The 23209-nt window shown below is 42.3% G+C and carries 16 protein-coding genes; 12 read left to right on the forward strand and 4 right to left on the reverse strand.

Translation table 11 applies throughout. The annotated features are described in order from the left end of the window. Positions 1 to 50 precede the first annotated feature (50 nt). The 10 genes from thrS (at position 51) to LZG71_RS03730 (ending at position 13613) form a co-directional block, all read left to right on the forward strand. Positions 51 to 1994, forward strand: a complete 1944-nt coding sequence (thrS, locus tag LZG71_RS03685; RefSeq protein ID WP_233817100.1) for a threonine--tRNA ligase — start codon at positions 51 to 53, stop codon at positions 1992 to 1994. A 113-nt stretch (positions 1995 to 2107) separates the two neighbouring features. Beyond that, on the forward strand, positions 2108 to 2659 hold the full coding sequence (infC, locus tag LZG71_RS03690; protein WP_233817102.1) for a translation initiation factor IF-3: 552 nt from the start codon (positions 2108 to 2110) through the stop codon (positions 2657 to 2659). Positions 2660 to 2809: 150 nt separating this feature from the next. Further along, complete coding sequence (gene rpmI, locus LZG71_RS03695) at positions 2810 to 3001, forward strand: 50S ribosomal protein L35 (protein WP_233817104.1); 192 nt, start codon at positions 2810 to 2812, stop codon at positions 2999 to 3001. Between the two features lie 108 nt (positions 3002 to 3109). Further along, on the forward strand, positions 3110 to 3454 hold the full coding sequence (gene rplT, locus LZG71_RS03700; RefSeq protein WP_233817106.1) for a 50S ribosomal protein L20: 345 nt from the start codon (positions 3110 to 3112) through the stop codon (positions 3452 to 3454). Between the two features lie 106 nt (positions 3455 to 3560). Continuing rightward, entirely contained in the window at positions 3561 to 4184 is a 624-nt protein-coding gene (locus LZG71_RS03705; protein ID WP_233817108.1) for a hypothetical protein, read from the forward strand. Between the two features lie 175 nt (positions 4185 to 4359). Then, the gene (locus LZG71_RS03710) at positions 4360 to 6885 is read left to right on the forward strand and encodes a phosphocholine-specific phospholipase C (protein WP_233817110.1); all 2526 of its coding nucleotides are present in this window, start codon (positions 4360 to 4362) and stop codon (positions 6883 to 6885) included. Positions 6886 to 7161: 276 nt separating this feature from the next. Continuing rightward, complete coding sequence (dnaK, locus tag LZG71_RS03715) at positions 7162 to 9066, forward strand: molecular chaperone DnaK (RefSeq protein WP_233817112.1); 1905 nt, start codon at positions 7162 to 7164, stop codon at positions 9064 to 9066. 190 nt (positions 9067 to 9256) lie between these two features. Next, entirely contained in the window at positions 9257 to 9469 is a 213-nt protein-coding gene (locus LZG71_RS03720) for a hypothetical protein (RefSeq protein ID WP_233817114.1), read from the forward strand. Next, positions 9466 to 10293: an SDR family oxidoreductase gene (locus LZG71_RS03725; RefSeq protein ID WP_233817116.1), complete on the forward strand. Its 828-nt coding sequence runs from the start codon at positions 9466 to 9468 to the stop codon at positions 10291 to 10293. Before LZG71_RS03720 ends, LZG71_RS03725 begins: the two co-directional genes overlap by 4 nt. A 374-nt stretch (positions 10294 to 10667) precedes the next feature. Next, complete coding sequence (locus tag LZG71_RS03730; protein ID WP_233817118.1) at positions 10668 to 13613, forward strand: two-component regulator propeller domain-containing protein; 2946 nt, start codon at positions 10668 to 10670, stop codon at positions 13611 to 13613. Here LZG71_RS03730 and LZG71_RS03735 read toward each other — a convergent pair. Next, positions 13610 to 14260 carry a response regulator transcription factor gene (locus LZG71_RS03735; RefSeq protein WP_233817120.1) on the reverse strand — a complete coding sequence of 217 codons (651 nt, stop codon included), beginning with the start codon at positions 14258 to 14260 and terminating at the stop codon, positions 13610 to 13612. The genes LZG71_RS03730 and LZG71_RS03735 overlap by 4 nt on opposite strands. Before the next feature lie 138 nt (positions 14261 to 14398). Here LZG71_RS03735 and LZG71_RS03740 point away from each other — a divergent pair, with 138 nt between their 5' ends. Then, complete coding sequence (locus LZG71_RS03740) at positions 14399 to 14773, forward strand: VanZ family protein (RefSeq protein ID WP_233817122.1); 375 nt, start codon at positions 14399 to 14401, stop codon at positions 14771 to 14773. On the opposite strand, the gene pgi is transcribed toward LZG71_RS03740, so the two are convergent. The 3 genes from pgi to LZG71_RS03755 form a co-directional block, all read right to left on the reverse strand. Then, positions 14752 to 16401: a glucose-6-phosphate isomerase gene (gene pgi / locus LZG71_RS03745; protein WP_233817301.1), complete on the reverse strand. Its 1650-nt coding sequence runs from the start codon at positions 16399 to 16401 to the stop codon at positions 14752 to 14754. The genes LZG71_RS03740 and pgi overlap by 22 nt on opposite strands. A gap of 116 nt (positions 16402 to 16517) precedes the next feature. Further along, entirely contained in the window at positions 16518 to 17354 is an 837-nt protein-coding gene (locus LZG71_RS03750; protein ID WP_233817124.1) for a sugar phosphate isomerase/epimerase, read from the reverse strand. Between the two features lie 109 nt (positions 17355 to 17463). Then, positions 17464 to 18666 (reverse strand): DUF5009 domain-containing protein, encoded by a 1203-nt coding sequence (locus tag LZG71_RS03755; RefSeq protein WP_233817126.1) that lies wholly within the window; start codon positions 18664 to 18666, stop codon positions 17464 to 17466. 155 nt (positions 18667 to 18821) lie between these two features. Here LZG71_RS03755 and LZG71_RS03760 point away from each other — a divergent pair, with 155 nt between their 5' ends. Next, complete coding sequence (locus tag LZG71_RS03760; RefSeq protein WP_233817129.1) at positions 18822 to 23186, forward strand: PAS domain S-box protein; 4365 nt, start codon at positions 18822 to 18824, stop codon at positions 23184 to 23186. Positions 23187 to 23209 lie beyond the last annotated feature (23 nt).

Here is a 23209-nt window from a genome sequence, read left to right on the forward strand (position 1 = left end):
TGTATAAAAGACACTGCTGAATAATTATAACGCTTACAGTACACGATTGAATGAAAGACGAGTCTCAAGTTAAAATTACCCTGCCCGACGGTAGCGAACGTTTTTACCCAAAAGGTATTACCGCTATGGGCATTGCATTAAGTATCAGTGAGGGCCTTGCGCGCAATGTTATCGCAGCAAAAGTAAACAGCGAAGTTTGGGATCCTTCCCGTGAGATCACGGAAGATTCTCTGGTTAAACTTCTTACGTGGAATGACGAGGATGGCAAAGCTACCTTCTGGCATTCATCTGCCCACTTACTTGCTGAGGCACTGGAATCATTGTATCCAGGGGTGAAATTTGGTACGGGACCATCTCTTGAAAGAGGATTTTACTACGACGTGGATCTTGGAGAACACACGATCTCGTCAGACGATTTCCCTAAAATAGAAGCCAAAATGCTTGAATTGGCTCGTCAGAAAAATGAGTATGTACGCAAGCCAATCAGCAAAGCGGATGCTATCGCTCTGTTCACTGAGAAAGGTGACGAGTACAAACTGGAATTGATCGACGGACTGGAAGACGGATCCATTACGCTTTACGAGCAAGGTGGTTTCACAGATCTCTGTCGCGGACCGCACATACCGAATACCGGTATAATAAAGGCTGTAAAACTGACTAACGTTGCTGGTGCATACTGGCGCAACAAGCAGGAGAACAAGATGCTCACCCGGATTTATGGTATTACTTTTCCAAAGCAAAAGGAGCTGGAAGAATACGTAACCATGATGGAAGAAGCGAAAAAACGCGATCACCGTCGTCTTGGGAAAGAACTTGAACTGTTCGCTTTTTCTGAAAAGGTTGGACAGGGTTTGCCATTGTGGCTGCCTAAGGGTGCGATGCTTCGCGAACGTCTTCAAGCCTTTTTGAGTAAGGCGCAGTCAAGAGCGGGATACGTTCCGGTGGTTACGCCTCATATAGGTAGCAAAGACCTTTACGTTACATCCGGGCACTGGGAAAAATATGGCAAGGATTCGTTCCAGCCTATTAAAACCCCTAACATTGGCGAAGAGTATATGCTCAAACCGATGAACTGTCCGCATCATATTGAGATTTACAAAACCTCTCCCCGCTCCTACAAGGATCTCCCAATCCGATATTCGGAGTTTGGAACGGTATACAGATACGAACAGAGCGGCGAGTTGCATGGATTAACCCGTGTACGCGGCTTTACTCAGGATGATGCGCACATTTTCTGTCGTCCTGATCAGGTGAAGGAAGAATTTATCCGGGTAATTGATCTGGTTCTGCACGTTTTCAAATCTCTTGGATTTGACGATTACAGCGCACAGATTTCGCTGCGTGACCCGAGTGACAAACAAAAATATTTCGGAAAAGACGAAGATTGGGAAAAAGCGGAAAGCGCTATTATTGAAGCTGCTGCGGAAAGAGGCTTGAATACCGTTACTGAATTGGGTGAGGCTGCCTTTTATGGTCCTAAGCTTGATTTCATGGTTCGTGACGCCTTGGGTAGAAAATGGCAACTTGGAACAATCCAGGTCGACTATCAGTTGCCACAACGATTCAGTCTGGAATACACTGGCTCTGACAATCAGAAACACCGTCCGGTGATGATTCACCGTGCGCCTTTTGGTTCTATGGAGCGCTTTATTGCGATACTGATTGAAAATACTGCTGGTCAGTTCCCGCTATGGCTTTCGCCAGACCAGATTGCTATTTTGCCAATATCTGAAAAGTATGCAGAATACGCGGAAGAACTTTTCCTTCAGTTGCAGGATCAGGACATTCGCGGATTTGTAGACAACAGAGATGAGAAGATTGGGAGAAAAATTCGCGATGCAGAAGTTACCAAGGTTCCTTTTATGCTCATTGTAGGAGAAAAGGAAATGGCAGAAGGAAAATTGTCGGTACGCAGGAAGGGCGAAGGCGATCTTGGAAGCATGACAGTGGACGAATTTGCGGCGTATTTCAGGAATGAAGCAAAAATAATTTGATCATTTTAGATAATTTTATTATTATTCCGCATTGAAGGCACTATTTTTGTGCTAATGATGTTAACTTTTTTGATTTTCACCAAAAACCCAAAAAATCACCAATCCCAAGTTATATGGCATTAAGACCCCCAAGTGGACGTTTCAGAGTTGTAGAAGAACCTTATAAAATAAATGAACGCATCACCGCAAAGGAAGTTCGCCTCGTAGGTGAAAATATTGAAGCAGGTGTTGTAGATATTAATACTGCAAAGGCTATTGCAAAAGCTCAAAATCTGGATCTTGTTGAAATTGCACCAACTGCCGTACCTCCCGTATGCAAGGTTGTCGATTATTCCAAGTTCAAATATGAGCAGAAGAAGAAGCAGAAAGAAATTAAGGCTAAGGCTCAGAAAGTTGTTATAAAAGAAATCCGTTTCGGTCCTAATACGGATGATCACGATTTTGACTTCAAACTTAAGCATGCGATAAATTTCCTTAAAGAAGGTTCAAAAGTAAAAGCATACGTACATTTCGTTGGCCGTACCATCGTGTTCAAAGAGAGAGGTGTGAATCTTTTGAATAAATTTTCAGAAGCACTTACTGAATATGGTAAGCTGGAAATGGAGCCTAAGCTGGAAGGAAAGAGAATGACTATCATTCTGGCGCCTGCTCCTGCTAAAAAATAAATTCCCCGATTTTACATGGATCGGATTTGATATAAATGAAAACAAAAAACGTGCATTGGACTTAATGTCATTTGCACGTTTTTTATTTTACCCGAAAATGACTAATTTTGCGGGCTGTTTTATTATTATCAATTTATTTCAATTTTTATCATGCCAAAAATGAAATCCGTTTCTGGGGCTAAAAAGCGTTTCTCGCTGACAGGCACAGGAAAAATCAAACGCAAACATGCGTTCCACAGTCACATCCTGACCAAAAAATCAAACAAACGTAAGCGTGGTTTGGTTAAAACAGGTCTTATTGATGTGTCTAACCACAAGCAAGTATTGGCAATGCTTGGGTAGTAATACCTTAATGCCAGTAAAATCAAATACCACTTCGGTTTTTTGTTCCACCCGATAGAAGGCTTTAAAGTCTCATAAGAGCGCCGACCGTCAAAAACAGTTAAATTTATGCCACGTTCAGTAAATCATGTTGCGTCACGTGCAAGACGTAAAAAAGTATTAAAATTAGCGAAAGGCTATTTCGGCCGTCGTAAAAATGTATGGACCGTTGCCAAAAATGCCGTTGAGCGCGGTTTGGCTTACGCATACAAAGGCCGTAAACAGAAGAAGCGTAACTTCCGTGCACTATGGATTCAGCGTATCAACGCAGGAGCACGTATCCACGGATTGTCTTACTCTGCTCTGATGGGCAAACTTAATTCTAAAGGAATTGAGCTAAACAGGAAAGTACTTGCCGACTTGGCAATGAACCATCCCGATGCATTTAAGGCAATCGTTGATCAGGTAAAATAAAACAGCATCCCGCTTCGGCGGGATTTTTTTTGTGCTCATTTCAGATTTCGTTACTTTTATAACAAATACACGTCCTGATACCCGTACAGATAAACCAACTACTTCAATGTTAGACCAACTCTTAGGCCTCATCCAGCAAAATTCCCAACAGGCAATTGTTCAGAACCCAGCCGTTCCTAACGAACAAAATGAAGATGTAATGCAGACTCTTCTTGGATCCATTACCGGTGGATTGCAGGAACAGGCTCAAAGCGGAAATATCCAGGGATTAATGGGATTGCTTTCAGGTAACAGCGGTGCAACTGCTGGTGGCTTAATGAACAATCCTATCGTAGCATCTATTGCATCCAATGCAATTGGCTCAATTATGCAGAAATTCGGTATCAACAATAGCGCTGCAAGCGGAATCGTTGCTTCTGTACTTCCTGGGGTAATCGGAGGTTTGATAAGCAAAGTGAGTAATTCAGGAGATTCAAGTATTGATTTCAACAGCATACTAGGTGGCTTGATGGGCGGAGGCGGAACACAGGCAGCATCGCCTGCTTCAGGTTTCGATTTCAATCAGATCGGTTATGCGTTGGCCGACGGCAAACTTGATATGAACGACCTCGTGCGCGTAGGTGGCAGTTTCATGGGTGGCGGCCAGAGTGCTGCTCCTGCGAACAACCAGCAGCAACAAGGCGGGCTTGATCTGGGCGGATTGCTAGGCGGACTTTTCGGAGGAAAGTAATAATAGAGAAAATTTTTGCGGGCTGTCACACCAAAATGTGGCAGCCCGTTTTTTGTTTTTAAACTGATAGGTTTCTGCTTACAAAAACCAACCATTTAACAATCTCATAAAATAAAGCATAGTACATTTGCCCAAAATAAAGGTATTCCTACGACCCATCATTCTTAAATATTTTATGGATTCCAGAAGAGATTTTATAAAAAAGGCTGCTATGTTAACTGGTGGCGCCGGTTTATTCAGTGTGTTACCAAATTCGATTCAAAAAGCACTTGCAATAAATCCCGCCCCCGGAACTACCTATCTGGATGCTGAGCATGTAGTCATCCTCATGCAGGAGAATCGTTCGTTTGATCATAGCTACGGAAGTTTGCGTGGTGTTCGGGGCTTTAATGATCCGCGTGCGATACGCCTTCCAAATAAAAACCTTGTTTGGCTACAGACCAATGCTTTTGGCGAAACTCATGTGCCGTTTCGGATGAATATGAAGGAGTCCAGGGCAACCTGGATGGGCTCCCTACCCCATACCTGGCCTAACCAGGTAGATGCGCGGAACAATGGAAAGTATGATAAATGGCTGATTGCCAAGCAAGCAGGACATAAAGATTATAAAAGAATGCCTCTCACACAGGGCTTCTATAATCGGGAAGATATTCCTTTTTATTATGCTTTAGCCGACGCCTTTACCGTTTGTGATCAGAACTTTTGTTCCTCGCTAACCGGAACTACACCAAACCGGCTTTATTTGTGGACAGGAACGCTGCGGGAAAAGCCAGATGAGAATTCTTACGCCAATGTCAGAAACGAAAATGTGACGGATGACAGGGAGGCGAACTGGAAAACTTTTCCTGAACGACTGGAAGACGCTAACGTTTCCTGGCGGATATATCAGAACGAATTAAGCATTGATACCGGATTTCAGGGAGAGGAGGACTCATGGCTCAGCAATTTTACAGACAACCCGATAGAATGGTTCAGTCAGTACCAGATACGCTTTCATACAGGTTATCAGACATACCTCAAAAAGAGGATCAAGGAATTACCGGCCGAGATTGCCGCCGCTGAAAACAACTTAAAAACTGCCTCGGGAGAAGATGCTGTAAAACTGGGAAAAACAGTAGCAGATAAAAAAGCTTCTCTCAAACTCGCACAGGAAGAAATTGTGAGATGGAGCCCGGAAAATTTTGAAAAACTCTCGCAAAAACAAAAGAACATTCATCAAAAAGCTTTCACAACAAACTCTGGAGATCCGGATTACAGGAAGATTACAACGGTTTCTTACAATGATGGAGACATCATACATGAAGCTAAGGCTCCCCAGGGAGATATTCTGCATCAGTTCAGGGCAGATGTGAAGGCAAACAAACTTCCGACAGTATCCTGGCTGGTAGCCCCTGAAAATTTTTCAGACCACCCAACAGCTCCATGGTACGGCGCCTGGTATGTTTCTGAAACCATGGATATCCTTACAAAAAATCCGGAGATTTGGAAGAAGACTATATTTATACTGTGTTACGACGAAAACGACGGCTACTTTGACCATATTCCTCCCTTCGTTGTACCTGATCCATACAAGGAAAACTCCGGAAAAACTTCCGAAGGTATCGATACGAAAATCGAGTTCGTGACATTGGAACAGGACATGAAAAAGAAACCCAAGAAAGACTCACGGGAAAGTCCCATCGGACTCGGTTATCGTGTTCCTCTTGTGGTTGCTTCACCATGGAATCGTGGAGGAAGTGTATGTTCAGAAGTTTTTGATCACACCTCAATTCTTCAATTCCTGGAAAAATTTGTAAGCCACAAATCAGGAAAAGAGATTAAGGAAACCAACATAAGCGAATGGAGACGTACCATTTGCGGAGACCTTACTTCCACCTTCAAGCCATACGACGGGAAAGATATTCCCCTGCCCCGCTTCGTTGACAGGGTCGAGTTTATGGAAAGCATCCACAACGCCCAGTTTCGCAAATTACCTAATGATTATAAAGTACTGACGGCAGAAGAAGTTGCACGAATAAATCAGGATCCCCTTACAGCTCCCATCATGCCAAAACAGGAGAAAGGCACACGCCCCGCTTCTGCGATACCTTATGAACTTTATGCCGATGGAAAACTAAATACTGCCAAAAATGCATTTGAGATAAAGTTGAAAGCCGGAAATGGCATATTTGGCAAAGGATCTGTCGGAGCTCCGTTCATGATTTATGCTTATGGCGTAAAAGGCGAACAGGTACAGGTGAGAAATTATGCTGTTAAAGCCGGTGATCAATTATCAGATCAGTGGAAACTTGATGACTTTGATAACAGTGAATATCATTTGGTTGTCTACGGTCCGAATGGTTTTATGAGAGAGTATACCGGGAAAGCCGACAATCAATCAATATCTATTGATTATCAACTAGATAAAAATAGAAAAGCAACGGGAAATATTCTGGTTAAAGTGTTTAACGGAAGTAAAAGCAAGACTAAGGTCACAATAACCGACAACTTATACAAGGCGTCCGGTCTAAGTAAAGTTACGGAAGCAGCTTCTTCTAAGCCGTCCGAAACGTCAATTTTGCTGGATTTGCAGAAAAACTTCAATTGGTATGACTTCACTGTCAGTTTTGAAGGTCCAGTCGAGCAGACCATTCGTTTCGCAGGGCACGTAGAAACAGGTAATGAAAGCCAAAGTGATCCTTACATGGGACAAGTAATTTGAAATAAGAGTGTTATAATTATTTTATTGACAGGAGTTTTAGAAAAGGGTATTCTACAAGATGTCGGGAGGCCAGTTAGCCTCAACAGCAATTTGTAGGAGAAGTGCCTTATCTGAAACTCCTGTTGCAATTTCAGACTGACACTTTGTCACATCCTATCAATTCATCCTCCTGTGGTACGGGCTTTTTAAGAGATACCTGCAAGACGGTTATCTGAGTTGGTTTTCAGAACGTCATCTTTTAGAAATCAAATAGTACATAACTTATAAAATAAAAAAATGGGAAAAATTATTGGCATAGACCTAGGAACTACGAACTCTTGTGTGGCTGTAATGGAAGGTAACGAACCTGTCGTGATAGCAAATAGCGAAGGTGCTCGTACTACACCGTCCGTAGTTGCCTTTATGGATAATGGCGAACGCAAGATAGGTGCGCCTGCAAAACGTCAGGCAATCACCAATCCCAAGCATACTGTAAGCTCTATCAAACGCTTCATGGGTAAAAAGTATGACGATGTATCCAGCGAAATGAAGACAGTTGCATACAGCGTTGACAAAGGACCTAACAACACACCTCGTATTCCTATTGGTGACCGCCTATACACTCCGCAGGAGGTATCCGCTTTCATCTTGCAGAAAATGAGACAAACTGCTGAGGATTATCTTGGGCAAGAAGTAACAGAGGCTGTAATTACAGTGCCTGCTTATTTCAACGATGCGGAACGTCAGGCAACAAAAGAAGCCGGGCAAATCGCAGGTCTGGATGTAAAACGTATCATTAACGAACCAACTGCTGCTGCCCTGGCCTATGGCCTTGACAAGCAACATATCGATATGAAAATCGCTGTGTTTGACTTGGGTGGTGGTACTTTCGATATTTCAATCCTTGAATTGGGTGATGGCGTTTTCGAAGTAAAATCAACTGACGGTGATACACATCTTGGTGGTGACGACTTTGACCAGGTGATTATCAACTGGCTTGCTGACGAGTTCAAAACAGACGAAGGTGTTGATCTTAGAAAAGATCCAATGGCTTTGCAACGTTTGAAAGAAGCAGCTGAAAAAGCAAAAGTTGAACTTTCAAGCTCAACTCAGACTGAGATCAACCTGCCATATATCTTCCCTGTTGACGGTATTCCAAAACACCTTGTTCGTACTTTGACAAAAGCGAAGTTCGAGCAATTGGCAGATACATTGTTCCAGAGAATGATGGAACCTTGCAAGAGAGCAATGAAAAACGCAGGATATTCAAATAGTGACATCAGCGAAATCATTCTTGTAGGTGGATCAACCCGTATTCCTCGTGTTCAGGAAGAAGTTGAGAAATTCTTTGGTAAAAAACCTTCGAAGGGTGTTAACCCTGACGAAGCAGTTGCAGTAGGTGCGGCTATACAGGGTGGTGTATTAACAGGTGAAGTGAAAGACGTTCTTTTGCTAGACGTTATTCCTCTTTCATTAGGCATTGAAACCCTTGGTGGTGTTTCTACCAAATTGATCGAAGCCAACACAACCATTCCTTCTAAGAAAACGGAGACTTTCTCAACTGCTGCTGACAATCAGCCTTCTGTTGAGATCCACATCTTACAAGGAGAGCGCCCGATGGCAAACCAGAACCGTACTTTGGGACGTTTCCACTTGTCGGACATTCCACCAGCACAACGTGGTACTCCTCAAATCGAAGTAACATTTGATGTTGATGCAAACGGTATCCTTCACGTATCTGCAAAAGATAAAGGAACTGGTAAAGAGCAAAAAATTAGAATTGAAGCTTCAAGCGGATTAACTGATGCTGAAATCAACCGTATGCGTGAAGAAGCGAAAGCAAACGAAGCGGCTGATAAAGCAGAACGTGAGAAAATTGATAAAATCAACGCAGCTGACAGTCTGATCTTCTCAACTGAAAAACAGTTGAAAGAATTCGGAGATAAACTTTCGGAAGGAAATAAGACAACTATCGAAGGTGCACTAACCGAATTGAAATCTGCTCACAGCAGCCAGGATGTAGCTGGAATAGATGCTGCAATGGAAAAATTGAATACTGCATGGCAGTCAGCAAGCCAGGAGATGTATGCTCAGGGTGGTGAAGGCCAGCCAGGTGCACAAGCAGGAAATCCTCAGGGAAATCCAGCTGGCAGCGATGCAGCCGAAGATGTTACAGATGTTAACTTCGAAGAAGTTAAATAAGGGAAATCATCTATAAAAAAATCCTCGTCTTATTTAGATGGGGATTTTTTTTACACCAAAATATCAAAAGTGGGTAACTTTTTTGTCAACAAAAGAGAAGCCACGGCCAGGCTGACTCTGGCATTAAGTTTTTAGGTTTTAAGGTAAACTTCAACATTCCAAACACTCAATTACAAACACGGACGAATATATGGACGCTAGAATAGCATTACCCGAATTGATGTATTTATCTCCCACAACACGTGAGAAAGCGGTTTCGATTGCTCAGGAACTACTGCGGACAAAGAATATGTCGCCTCGTGAAGCTGTTTCCAAGGCAATTTTAATTGCAAAAAATTGGGCAGTTAAAAATGTAAACCGCAGGGTTTGGAAGAAACTTAAATCTATTGACGAAATAATATGACCGACTCATTTTTAAAACTTAAAGATCAGGTTGCAATTGTAACCGGATCCAGTTCAGGAATTGGAAAAGCATGTGCAATACATCTGGCCAGCCTTGGGGCAAAAGTTGTGGTTAACTATGCATCAAATTTAGATGAAGGTCAAAAAACCATTGATGAAATTGAAAAGATTGGCGGTACAGCCATTTTGGTAAAAGCTGACGTCAGCCATGAAGAGGAAGTAAAGGCAATGTTTAATAAAACGATTAATGAGTTCGGCAGGCTTGACATTCTTGTCAGCAATGCAGGACTTCAAAAAGACGCTGCCTTTCTTGACATGACTCTCGCTGAATGGCAAAAAGTGATTGATGTAAATTTGACCGGTCAATTTTTGTGTTGCCGTGAAGCAGCAAGACAGTTTGTAGCTCAGGAAAAAGACAAATCGTCGGAGCCGAACCATAGCGAACTTTCAATTGGGAAAATTATTTTAATGAGCTCCGTTCATGACATCATTCCCTGGGCAGGTCATGTTAACTACGCCGCATCAAAGGGTGGAGTGATGATGTTCATGAAATCAATTTCTCAGGAACTCGCTCCCCATAAGATCAGAGTAAACTCGGTGAGCCCGGGTGCAATTAAAACAACCATTAATAAGGAGGTTTGGTCTGATCCCGAAAAATACAAAAGCTTGTTGCAGTTAATTCCATATAAAAGAATTGGAACTCCGCAGGATGTGGCTAAGGCTGTTGCCTGGCTTTCCTCAGATGAGTCTGACTATGTAAATGGTGAGACGCTTTACATCGACGGTGGTATGACTCTTTATCCGGAGTTTGCTGATAATGGCTGAAAATTTTTGAAACTAAAAACCAAATAATGCTAAAACGTGTCAGAGATATCTTTGACACGTTTTTTAATTTCAGCTGTTTCGGAGGAGGTTCTACCCGTCTCCCTTACTATGTTCAATAATAAGGGAGCGGATGAGAGGAGGGTTTTAATATTTTTAACGGAATCAATGTGTGTATACCGTCTTTGTTTATCAACATTCAAATGTCCGCAATTTTAAGATGGCATCTATCATGGAAAACCATGATATCCACTCCAAAAACCCATGATTTTGCTGTAAACAGCTAGGATTAGCGCCGATTGAAAGAGATATTTATACCGTTGAACTGAATTATCGGGTAAGTAACCAATCAGGTATCTCAGTATAAAAAAGTACTCATGCGTTATCTAGCTTTGTCGATATTAATAGTATTACTGATCGTAACATCAGTAAATGGCCAGGGAACGTATCGTTTCCGGCATATCGGCGTGGAAGATGGTCTTTCTCAGGGATCGATATACCACATGCTCAAAGATTCCCGCGGATTTCTATGGCTGGGTTCACAGGATGGCATTAACAGGTTTGACGGAAAAAAGATAGAGGTTTTTCTTTCCGGAGCATCCGGCGAATCGACGAATGTACAGGGGATAGCAGAAGACAGCCAGGGAAATGTCTGGATCGGATCTCACAAGGGAGTTTACAAATACATCAGAGCACAGAACAGATTTACAAAACCCTTTATTGCAGCATCTTTGGTAAAGGGCTCAATTCATGTGGCTAAAGACAAAAATGGACATGTGTTGCTATTGGCTGAGAATGGTCTCTTTACTTTAAAAGACAATAAAGCTAAACTGCTTACCCGCAAGCTGGTTTACAATCGTTCACAGTTTAATAACTTTTTTACCGAAACACCAGACGGCGACTTATGGCTTATAGGTCATGAAAGAGGTATCAAACGATATTCTCGTTTAACCCAAAACGTTACTGATTACTTCACGGAGGTTTCTTCAAATGCCGAGGAATTGATCTCCCCATTCACAAGTATTACAACCGATAAAAAAGGGAATGTCTGGATTGGAGGCGACAAACTTATTCGACTCGACTACATGACTGATTCTGTGAAGGTTTTTAACACCGCAACAGGCGCCAGCAACCATAGCATTCTTGACATTACCGAAGACATGAACGGGAAGCTATGGCTTGGCACCGAGCAGGCTGGAATTCTCATTTTCGATCCTGATAATGCCAAAATACTTCAACACATCCACCATGAAGATGACGAACCCAACAGTTTGAAATTTAATGAAGTAAGCGAGATTTTTATTGATGAAAATAATGATGTCTTCGCGAATACTGATCCTCAGGGTTTGGATATCATTACCGGCGTGGCTTCCGCTTTCAGTTACTACACCTATGGAAAGAATCCTGATTCTAACCTAAGCGCTTACTCGGTCCGTGGATTGGCCGAAGATCAGAACGCCGACATCTGGATTGGTACTGAGCTTGGTGGACTGAATCGACTTAACGCTCATTCCGGAGAAATTACCCATTATTCCATAGCCGACGGCTTGCCGCAAAATATCATTCGTTATGTATTCAAAGACCCGGATAATAGGATATGGGTAGCAACACTTAACGGATTTGCACTTTATGATACCACATCCAATCGGTTTAAATCTTTTGAGCTACCAGTTTTTTGTGAGGTCACAAATGTGCTATCAATAGACAAAGACCTCCTTCTTTTGGTAAGTAACAAGGGTTTGATGCTTTTTGATACAACCAAAATGGAGGTTGTAGAATACTCCCACTCCGGGTTTGTGGGCGGGTACACCTCCTACATGGACAAAACTTCGGGTTTAATTTATATAGCCAACAGATACCGCGGTACAGAAGTATTTAAGATTGTAGACGGAAAACTTAAGGCTATTTCCAAACTTTTATCGGGCTATCACGTGCTTCATCTTTATGCCGATCCTCGTGAACCATTCTTCTGGGCCTGCACGAATCGTGGTTTGGTAAAATGGAACATAAAAGAAAATAAAATCGCGAAAAGCTGGCATGTGAAAGATGGGCTTCATCATGAATACATTTATAGCTTACAGCCGGATCTGGCTGGAAATTTATGGTTAAGTACCAATCGTGGACTAACGCGTTTTAACCCGAAAACGGAGCGGTTTGATTTCATCAAGGAAATACCACCCCGTGAATATAATTCCAGATCATCGCTTGCAACCACAAATGGTGAATTGTACTTTGGCAGCACCAGAGGGCTTGACCGTATTAAACCAAAACTTTTGAATCTGAGAAGCGATCATGTGAAGGTTCATCTTACAGGGCTGTCTTTCGACCAAACCTTTCCTGACACCGCGACCAGATATATTGGAGAACAGCACGCGATAAGTTTGCCATTTTCCGAGAACTCTTTCACACTCAAATTCACATCTACTGACTATCGGAGTGGAGGATTAAACCGTTACAGATATTTGCTTAAAGGTTATGACAAGGACACCATATATGCAGGAACAATGGACCAGGTTAGGTATGCCATGCTTCCCGCCGGGAATTACGAATTTCAGGTTCAAGCATCAGATTTGGGCGGGCAGTGGGTATCAACAGTACAGAAACTTTCCATCGTCATTTTACCACCCTTCTGGCAAACCTGGTGGTTTGTACTTTTGGTATCTTTGGCAATTTTAGCGATTGCTTTCCTGGTGATACGCGCCTACCTGAATTATAGGCTTCGTGAGCAAACGCTCGAATCAGAAAAAAGGATTTCGGTAGAAAAGGAACGAAGCCGAATTGCGCGGGATATGAACGACAGCTTAGGCTCTGAACTTTTTGGATTAAAGCTTTTAGGACAAGTTGCTATGTCGCAAGAAAGCAGGGAGGATGCCAACTCGTATCTTCAACGCATCGTTGACACGTCAAAAAGTATTTCTGAGCAAATCAGTGAAGTGATATGGTTAACAGATTCTGATCAGGACAACGTCGAAAGTTTATGGACTTACATTCAGAAAAACGCATTTATCTATTTGAAGCCTGCGGGGATACACTACGAATTCGATCCGCTCCCAAAGGGTTACACATCCATCATTTCTGGCGAGAAAAGGCACGACATTCTCAATTTTTACAAGATGTTTTATATCGAGCTAACCAAGTTTTTCACCTCATCCGCTGTACGGATCAATTTCAGCATAAACAAGTCTCTGCTCACCATCACACTGGAAAATGCTGAGCTGTGTGAATTGGACAAGATGATCGCTGAGAACTTGAAAAAAGTGAATGGAAAACTTGTCAAGGCCAACTCCGGTATGTCCTATATCGGTATTCCGCTGGAATACTAGTCGAGTAACTCGTGTTTGACAGCGAATAAAACCATCCCGACAACACTCTTCGCCCCTATTTTTTGCATCAGGTTCCTGCGATGTGTTTCTACGGTTGGCACGCTTATGAAAAGTTTTTCAGCAATTTCATTGGTGGACATTTCTTTTCCGACCAGTCTTAGAATTTCGAGCTCCCGTAGTGTCAGTTTAGCAAAACTTCCTGGTTTGGTAGTGAGAGCCTCGTCTTTTCCCACAGCAAGTTCAATCACCACCTCATCACTGAAATACCGTTTGCCATCTAGTACCGTTTTGATTGCGAGTAAAAGCTCATCAGCATCCGCCATTTTCAGCACATAGCCATTGACACCTATTTTTATTGCCTCTCTGATTTGCTTCGCATCTTCTACCATGGTTAGCATCAGAACCTTAACCTGCGGATTAATTTTTCTTACTTCGGCACATATCTCCACACCATTCATGATCGGCATGCGCATATCAGTAATGATTATATCCGCACCGTTGTCCTGATAGTATTCGACAGCTTCGCGTCCGTCGCTGTATGCGCCGCAAACAGTCATTCCATCAAAAGAAGAAAGCAATAACGAAAGGCTTTCCAGCACAATATGATGATCGTCAATCAGTAAAACTCTTGCCTTGCCAGAATTCATAAATTATTAAAAGAAGTTTCAAATTCGTTCCCAATGCCATACAAATCAGTTCCGTGGATTTCTATAATCGTGGCGGAAATCTGAAAGTAAAACATCACTCACTATATTTACGGCTTCTGTAAATATCATACCTTATTCATGATTGCCTCACTCCTGAAATTTTTAACCACCAGAAATTGGGCAGCCTGGCTCTGGACCTTCGCAATTCTTATTGCCTGTTCGCTTCCAGGCAAAAGTATTCCCGCCGCCCCAATGATGGGTTTCGACAAGATTGTACATATTGGTCTTTTTTGTGTGTGGATTATTCTCTGGCTGCTAGCCACCCGTGGAAAAGTTCTTTTCTACATCCTATTGGGAATGGCCTACGGGCTTGCTCTTGAATTTTACCAACAGCTTCTGCCATTTGATCGCTCCTTTGACTGGTGGGATGCCGTGGCAGACGCTGTTGGTGTATTATTTGGTTATTATTTCAAAATATTAGTCATTGATCGTTATCTCCAACGCTTGTATTGATTAATCAGGCCATTGGTAGAGCTGTCGTGATTGGTAACCGGCCAGTCATTCTGCAATTCCGGATAAATGTTGTTAGCCAGCTGTTTCCCTAATTCAACACCCCACTGATCGAAACTGAAAATATTCCAGATAATTCCCTGAACAAATATTTTGTGCTCATACATGGCAATCAGGCTACCCAGAACACGTGGTGTTATTTTCTTTACCAGAATAGAATTCGTGGGTTTGTTTCCTGTGAAAACTTTAAACGGAGTCAGGAAATCAATTTCCTCCTTCTTTTTGCCGGCGGCCTCAAGCTCGGCCTTCGCCTGATCATAGGTTTTTCCATTCATAAGAGCCTCCGTTTGCGCAAAGAAATTGGAGAGCAACATTTTATGATGGTCTCCCAAAGGATTATGACTCGATGCTGGCGCAATAAAATCACATGGAATTAACTTGCTTCCCTGATGTATCAGCTGATAAAATGCATGCTGACCGTTGGTTCCAGGTTCACCCCAGATCACCGGACCTGTTTGGTAATTAACCGGCTGACCATCACGTCCTACATATTTCCCGTTACTTTCCATATCTCCCTGTTGGAAATAAGCAGCAAAACGGTGCATGTATTGATCGTATGGTAAAATGGCGTGAGATTGTGCATCAAAGAAATTGTTATACCAGACTCCTAGCAATGCAAGTATCACAGGAATATTTTTATCAAACTTGGTGGTGCGGAAGTGCTTGTCCATATCATGCGCACCAGCCAGCAACTGTTCAAAGTTTTGGTAGCCTATGAAACACGCAATGGATAAACCAATTGCAGACCACAGCGAATAACGACCTCCTACCCAATCCCAAAAACCAAACATATTTTCGGGATCAATACCGAATTTCTCGACCTCACTCCTGTTCGTTGAAATGGCAACAAAGTGCTTCTTAACGTGCTCACTGTCTTTCGCTTTTTCAAGGAACCAATTTCTGGAAGATATTGCATTCGCCATCGTTTCCTGTGTGGTAAACGTTTTAGAAGCAATCATGAAAAGCGTCGTTTCAGGATCCAATGATTTTACTGTTTCAGCAATGTGTGTGCCATCTACATTCGATACGAAATGAACATTCAGACCTTTTTTGCTATATGCTTTCAACGCTTCGGTTACCATTACTGGGCCCAAATCGCTTCCGCCTATGCCTATATTGACGATATCTGTGATCTCCTTTCCGCTATATCCCTTCCACGCACCAGAACGCACCCGACCAGAAAACTCCTTCATTTTGGCCAGGACTTCATTCACATCCGGCATTACATCTTTTCCCTCTACCATCACTGGTGAATTGGATCTGTTTCTCAAAGCAGTATGTAATACAGCGCGTCCCTCAGTTGCATTTATTTTGCCACCTTCAAACATTTGTTCAATGGCGTCAGCAAGGCCTGCCTCCTCTGCCAGCTGTACCAGGTACGACCGCGTGCGGGTAGTAATTCTGTTTTTGGAGTAATCAAGAACGATGTCTCCTAAACGAATCGAAAATTTCTTGAAACGGTCCGGATCTTCTTCAAAAAGCGTCTTTATGTCCTTTTGGGAAATTGTTTTGTGGTGGGTTTTTAGCCTCTTGTAAGCCGCAGTCTTGTCAAATGGAGTGGTGCTAAGCATCATTATCAGGTGTTATGTGTCAAAATGATCAAATTGTAAAAGTATGTACATGCGAAGTTATGCATGCATAAACTGCAAAAATAGGACATTACCGCACGCCAAACCACATTTTGGTACTAGCTCGCAATACAAACTCCTCTAAAATATCCAACAGACTCGGCTATACCGGCCAGTGGATCTTTCATATCTTTCTCATATTCAAGGCTGCACGAACCTGTATATTTGACCTTGCGCAGCATCTTAACAAATGCAGGAATATCAATAATTCCCCGGCCCAACTCACAGGTTGTACCATCTTTTGTGGCAGAAGTAACGTTTTTCAGGTGTATATCAAAAATTCTTTTACTATACTTGTTAAGGTCCGCCACTGCATCCTGATTGTCCCTTGTGTCATGTCCCATGTCAAAACAGATACCAACTCTTGAATCCAGATCTTTGATTAGATTATTGATAGAAGTAGCATTAGGATAGAGTTTGTCTTCAGGACCATGGTTATGAATCGCAAATCGAATGTCATATTCCTTCACCTTTTTTTCAAGATAAGGAAGGTCAGCATGATTCGGAATTCCAACGATCAGTTTTACACCAACACGTTTGGCATAATCGAAGGCGTTATCTATATCCTGAGTGGTTTTCACATAGATCGGACCAACAGCATAACCGGTTACCCCGGATTGCTTCAATTTCTCGTGAAATGCAGCTATTTCTTCGGACGTACTTTTGTATGGAAGATGAAAATCCTTGATACACAAATAATGCACATCCGTTTTTTTCATCATGGCAAGCGCTTCGTCCAGTTTAAAATGAACAAAACTGTATCCTGCTATTCCCAGTTTGAATAAATCTTCCTTTTTCTCTTTCGCAAGCGTCGTGCTAATGCCCGTCATACTTAAAGCACCACCTGCAACAATTCCAGCTATACCTTTTTTTACAAAATCGCGTCTTGCATTCATGTTTAATCAGTTTTTTAAAGTACTTGTTTCTAATAAAGACGAATAGTTTGGGATTTACCACCTGTGAATTCAAAAATTACGTCCTAGATCATAAAAATTAGTCAAAACATCAAATTTTCAACTTTATACCGAATCTATTAATAATGCCCGTTACTATAATCACAGTTATTGAAAACAACGCGGACTTCACCAAACCAATCACACCTGTTCGAAAAAATATAGGCAAACTAATATCAGCAATGGTAACCATTGCATACCACAAGTAAGGAATGAGATAACAGGTTAAAGTAGCTTCTCCGGCTGGTTTTAATACATTCGCCCATTTTTTAAAATTCATAATCTCCACCAGCCAGAAAAATATTCCGTAAAAAATAAAGCTTATGCCGGTGCAGATTCCCAGCCAGGCAGGTGTTGCACGGATTTTGGAAATACCCCAGAATGACCTTGTTCCAAAACCATATAAAAGACAAAAAATTCCTAGCAGAATGAGGATTGAAATAAAAATTCTTGCATTGTGCTTATTATAATAACGTTGGTATAACATGGATGCAACTAAACCTGCCATGGTAAATGCTGGAATAGCCCCGCTTCCTACAATCCATACCGTGTCTCGTACATTGTCAAGGGTTGACAACCAACCCGCAAAGTCAGCGAGATTGAATGTTACAAGTATCAGCCAGGAGATAACGATAAGGACTAAACTGTGTTTGAAATAAAGATAAGTGACCGCACAAATTAAATACGACCAGCCAATAAGCCCCAGAATTCCCCACCAATGCGTTTTCATCCAGACAGGGTTTTGCTGATCTCCACCTTTATATATTGCAGCCAAAAATAGCAGCAAGACATAACCTGTGAGTTTTAATAATTTAAATTGACCTCCTGTTTCCGTTTGCTTAGGATATTGGTTCCAGATCAAAAAGAACGCAATCACCATCAATATTTCCCATGCATATTTACCGATTAACATTCCCTCAGATGCGAGATTTTCGTAATTAACAATGAATATCCCCATCAGCAAAAGGGCGAGGGTGCGTTCCATAATGTGAACCAGAACCTGCCGGTTGCTATCACCTTTACTGATCCGATTTCCTATCGCAAAAGGTAACGACAGACCAACAATAAAAAGGAAAACAGGGAATACAACATCCGATAAACCCATTGCATCTTCTTCCGCAGCACTGTGAAGTAACCACTTTGGCACGTTTTCGAGCGTCCAGAAGTCATTGACAAAAATCATGAGAAACATGGTAACAGCACGAAAAATACTGATCGAATCCAGTCTGTTAGTTTGATTGTTACTTATTTCCATGAGTTAAGTTCTGGTTGAAATCCATTTAGTAAACTGTTAATACAATAGTTTTTACTGTAATCCCAGATCACTATGGCTGTGTTATCAGGATTCGCTTCTTTATTTATTAAAAAAAAATATTGAAATTTATAGCAATTAGAATACTCAACCTTGAAATGAACTTCACCCCTCTTCCGGATAACGAAGCTAAAAGGCTCGAAGCCCTGCACAGTTACCAGATACTCGATACAAATCACGAAAAAGATTTTGACCGGCTCACAGAACTGGCATCCATAATCTGTGGCGTGCCCATGTCAATGGTTTCACTTATTGATGAATCCAGGCAGTGGTTTAAGTCCGGATATGGATTGGATTTACAGGAAACCAGTAGAGATCTTGCTTTTTGCAGATTCACGATAATGGATGATCGCTTGCTGGAAGTAGAAGATGCCACGCTTGATGCGCGATTCGAATCCAACGCTTATGTCACCGACGAACCTTTTGTACGCTTCTACGCGGGGTATCCGCTGATTGACCCGAACGGATACGCATTAGGCACAATTTGTGTATTTGGCAATGAGGCAAAAAAACTCAACGACGGACAGAAACAAGCCTTAAAATTGTTGGCAGAACAGGCGATGTCTCTCATCGTTGACCAACGGAAACGGGAAGAGCGCAAGAATTTCGACCGGCTTTTCAACCTTTCCAATGACCTCATCTGTATTGCCGGAACGGACGGGTTTTTCAAAAAGATCAATCCAGCTTTTAGCGAAGTGCTGGGTTGGGACAAAGATTATATTTTGAGCCGGCACTTTTTGGATCTTGTTCATCCTGATGATGCAGAAAAGACGACCTCCGACCTCTCTGCCCTGGTTAACGGAAAATTAACTCTCAACACAGTTCATCGGATACGCCATCGCGACGGTCATTATGTGTACATCCAATGGGTGACTACCCCTGAACAATCCACAGGCAATTTGTTTTGCATTGGACGGGATATAACTGAGGAAAAGGTCAAAGAAGAAAAACTTAAGCTGAGTGAAGATAATTTTCGCTCGTTTTTTGAGAATTCGCAAGGACTGATGTGCACGCATGATATGCGAGCCAATTTTCTCACAGTCAACACGGCCGGCGCAACTCTGCTGGGATATACCAAACAAGAGGTTTTGAAAATGAGCCTGTTTGACCTCATTCCTGAAAAGCACCACCTTACGCTGGTAAAATACCTGGAAGATATTCAGACAAACGGTATAGCAAGCGGCCTCATGACCACAAGGCATAAAAACGGTTCGTACCGGATATGGAGCTATCATAACATTCTCATAAAAAACGAACATGGAGAGAATTACGTGGTGGGTAATTCTGTGGACGTGACAGAAAGCCAGAAATTGGCAAAAAACCTGGAACAAGTTCAGCGAATAGTTGTTCAAACCAGTCAGATGGCCAGGGTTGGCGGTTGGGAAGTGGATCTGGTCAATAATCAGGTTTACTGGTCAGAAATAACGAGGCAAATCCACGAGGTTGAGCGGGACTTTATGCCTGACCTGGAAACTGCCATGGGCTTTTATCGAAAGAAAGAAAGTTATCACAAAATTTCGGAAGCGATAACTCACGCTATTTCAACAGGTAAGAGTTTTGATCTGGAACTGGAACTAACGACTGCCAGCGGAAAACAAAAGTGGATCCGCACAATTGGTCATGCTGAATCGGACGCGGGGATAGGAAAAAAGCTGTATGGCATGTTTCAGGATATCGACGAAAAAAAACGTGCGGAGCTGGAAATCGTCAATTCCAAAAAATTGCTGGATGACGTTTTAAACGCTGCTTCGGAAGTAAGCATTATCGCTACCGATGTCGATGGACTAATCACGGTTTTCAATCGAGGTGCGGAAAAGTTACTGGGATATAGCTCTGCCGAAATGATTGGTAAATATAAACCAGACCATCTTCACCTTTCCGAAGAATTAGAGCTCCGCTCTGCCCAGCTTTCCGCACAGTTCGGTTATCCTATCGAAGGTTTCAGAATATTTGTTCATATAGCAGAGCTGCAAACTTCGGAAGTGAGGGAATGGACATACTGCTCAAAAGATGGCAACTTAGTACCTGTTACACTGGTTGTTACTACAATACGGGACTACAATGATAAAATCACCGGATATCTTGGCGTTGCGACTGATCTTTCGGCCAGAAAAAAGGCGGAAAAAGAACTGTTTAACGAAAGAGCCCGCCTTCTGGCATTTGTGGAACATGCACCGGCAGCGGTTGCTATGCTCGACAAAGACATTCGTTACCTCGCTGTGAGTCGCAAGTGGTTGGAAGAGTATAAACTTGATGGACAGGATATTATAGCCGCTTCTCACTACGAAGTGTTTCCAAATATTGGTGAGGATTGGAAAAGCATTCACCAGCGATGCCTGAACGGCGAAATCATTACCAGTAACGAACAAAGATGGCGACCGATAGGATGGTCTTCGGATCAATATCTCAAATGGGAAGTGAGGCCCTGGTTTCAATTCGATGGCTCTGTGGGAGGTATCATGATGTTTACGCAGGATATTACTGAGACAACATTACGGAGGGAAGAGCTTAAACAGGCAAAACTTCAATCTGAACAGGCAAGTATAGCCAAGTCAGAATTTCTGGCGAATATGAGCCACGAGATCCGAACTCCTCTGAATGGTATAATTGGATTTACAGATCTGGTCCTCAAAACCAAGATGACAGATACGCAAAAACAGTATCTTGGAATAGTGAATCAGTCTGCCAATGCGCTGCTCAGCATTATCAATGACATCCTCGACTTCTCTAAAATTGAGGCAGGTAAGCTGGAACTGGACATTGACAAATGTGACATTTATGACATTACTTCCCAATCCGCTGACATCATTTCTTTTCCAATTCAGAATAAAGGTTTGGAAATGCTGCTCAACATTCCGCCCAATCTGCCCAGGTTTGTGTGGGTGGATGACATACGCCTCAAACAAGTTCTGATCAACTTACTAAGTAATGCTGCCAAGTTCACTGAAACGGGCGAAATTGAACTTAAAATCGAGATTCTTGAATATGATCCCGAGTTTAGTGATCTGATAAAGTGTCGCTTCATTGTGCGGGATACCGGCATTGGAGTGAGAGAAGAGAAACAGGCGAAAATATTTGATGCGTTTTTGCAGGAAGATGGCTCTACAACAAAAAAATACGGAGGTACCGGGCTTGGTCTCACAATTTCTAACAAATTGCTTGCCATGATGGGAAGCTACCTGCAGCTGAATAGTATTCATGGTGTTGGTAGCACATTCTTTTTCGACCTCGTGATGCAATCGGAACCCGGAGAGCCCATTTTGTGGGAAAATGTTGAATCCATCAAGAAAGTTTTGATTGTAGATGACAATGAAAACAACCGGCTCATTGTTGAAAAAATGCTTCAATTACTCAAAATCGAATCGGACCAGGTCAGGAATGGATTTGAAGCACTCGAAGCGCTGGACACCGCGGTTCAGTATGATGCTGTGTTGATGGATTATCACATGCCTTACATGGATGGTCTGGAAACGATCCGTAAGATCAGAAGCACATATCCTGGCCACACCGACGACCTTCCTATTGTACTCCTCAACAGTTCAGCGGATGATGCAACGGTCATCAAGGGATGCGAAGAGCTAAAAGTGAATTACCGGCTCATGAAACCAATTAAGCTCAATGACGTCTTTTTATGTTTGTCTCGATTATCTCAAAGAGAAAGTATTGAAATTCAGAAGCATACTGACGAACTCACCGAGATAAACACAAACTCTCTGACCGTTCTAATTGCAGAAGACAATCCGGTTAATATGTTCCTGGCAAAAACAATCATAGGCAAAATAGCTCCCAAGGCCAACATCCTTGAAGCTGCAAATGGTCTGGAAGCAGTGGAAATATGTAAAAAGCAGATTCCCGATCTGATTTTCATGGATCTGCAAATGCCTGAAATGAATGGATATGAAGCCACTTTTGCTATCAGGAAATTAATGAAAGATCACCACATCCCTATTGTGGCTCTTACCGCCGGAAACGTAAAAGGAGAAAGAGATAAATGCCTGGAAGCCGGCATGGACGATTTTATCTCCAAACCCTTTGTTGAAGACTCTATCCGGACAGTTATAAGCAAATTTGCCACCACCGCTGACCTAGCGAGACAGGATTTGTTTCAACCCGATTTGGTTTCTCAAAATGCCCATTTCGACATTGAGAAGTTAAAGAGCACTTATATGTACGATCAGGAGTTTATAGCTGAGTTTCTGGCGCTCACACGAGAGTCTCTTGCCAAGAGCCTTTCAGATTTGAAACTGCAGTATGAATCCAAAGACCTGATAGCAATTAAATCCACTGCCCACCGTCTGAAAGGGGCATCTGCGTCAGCATTTTTAACGACAGTAACCTCAATAGCTCAGGAATTAGAGCATCTTGATACATTTGATTCCATTCTGGTTCATGAACTGCTAACACAACTGGAAAAAGAGGTAGCGCTGGTGCTTCCGGTAATTATGGAGTTGGAAAAAATGTAATGCAGTTGTGCAACAGGTAAGCA

The organism is Dyadobacter sp. CY312, from assembly GCF_021390535.1.
Taxonomy (GTDB): domain Bacteria; phylum Bacteroidota; class Bacteroidia; order Cytophagales; family Spirosomataceae; genus Dyadobacter.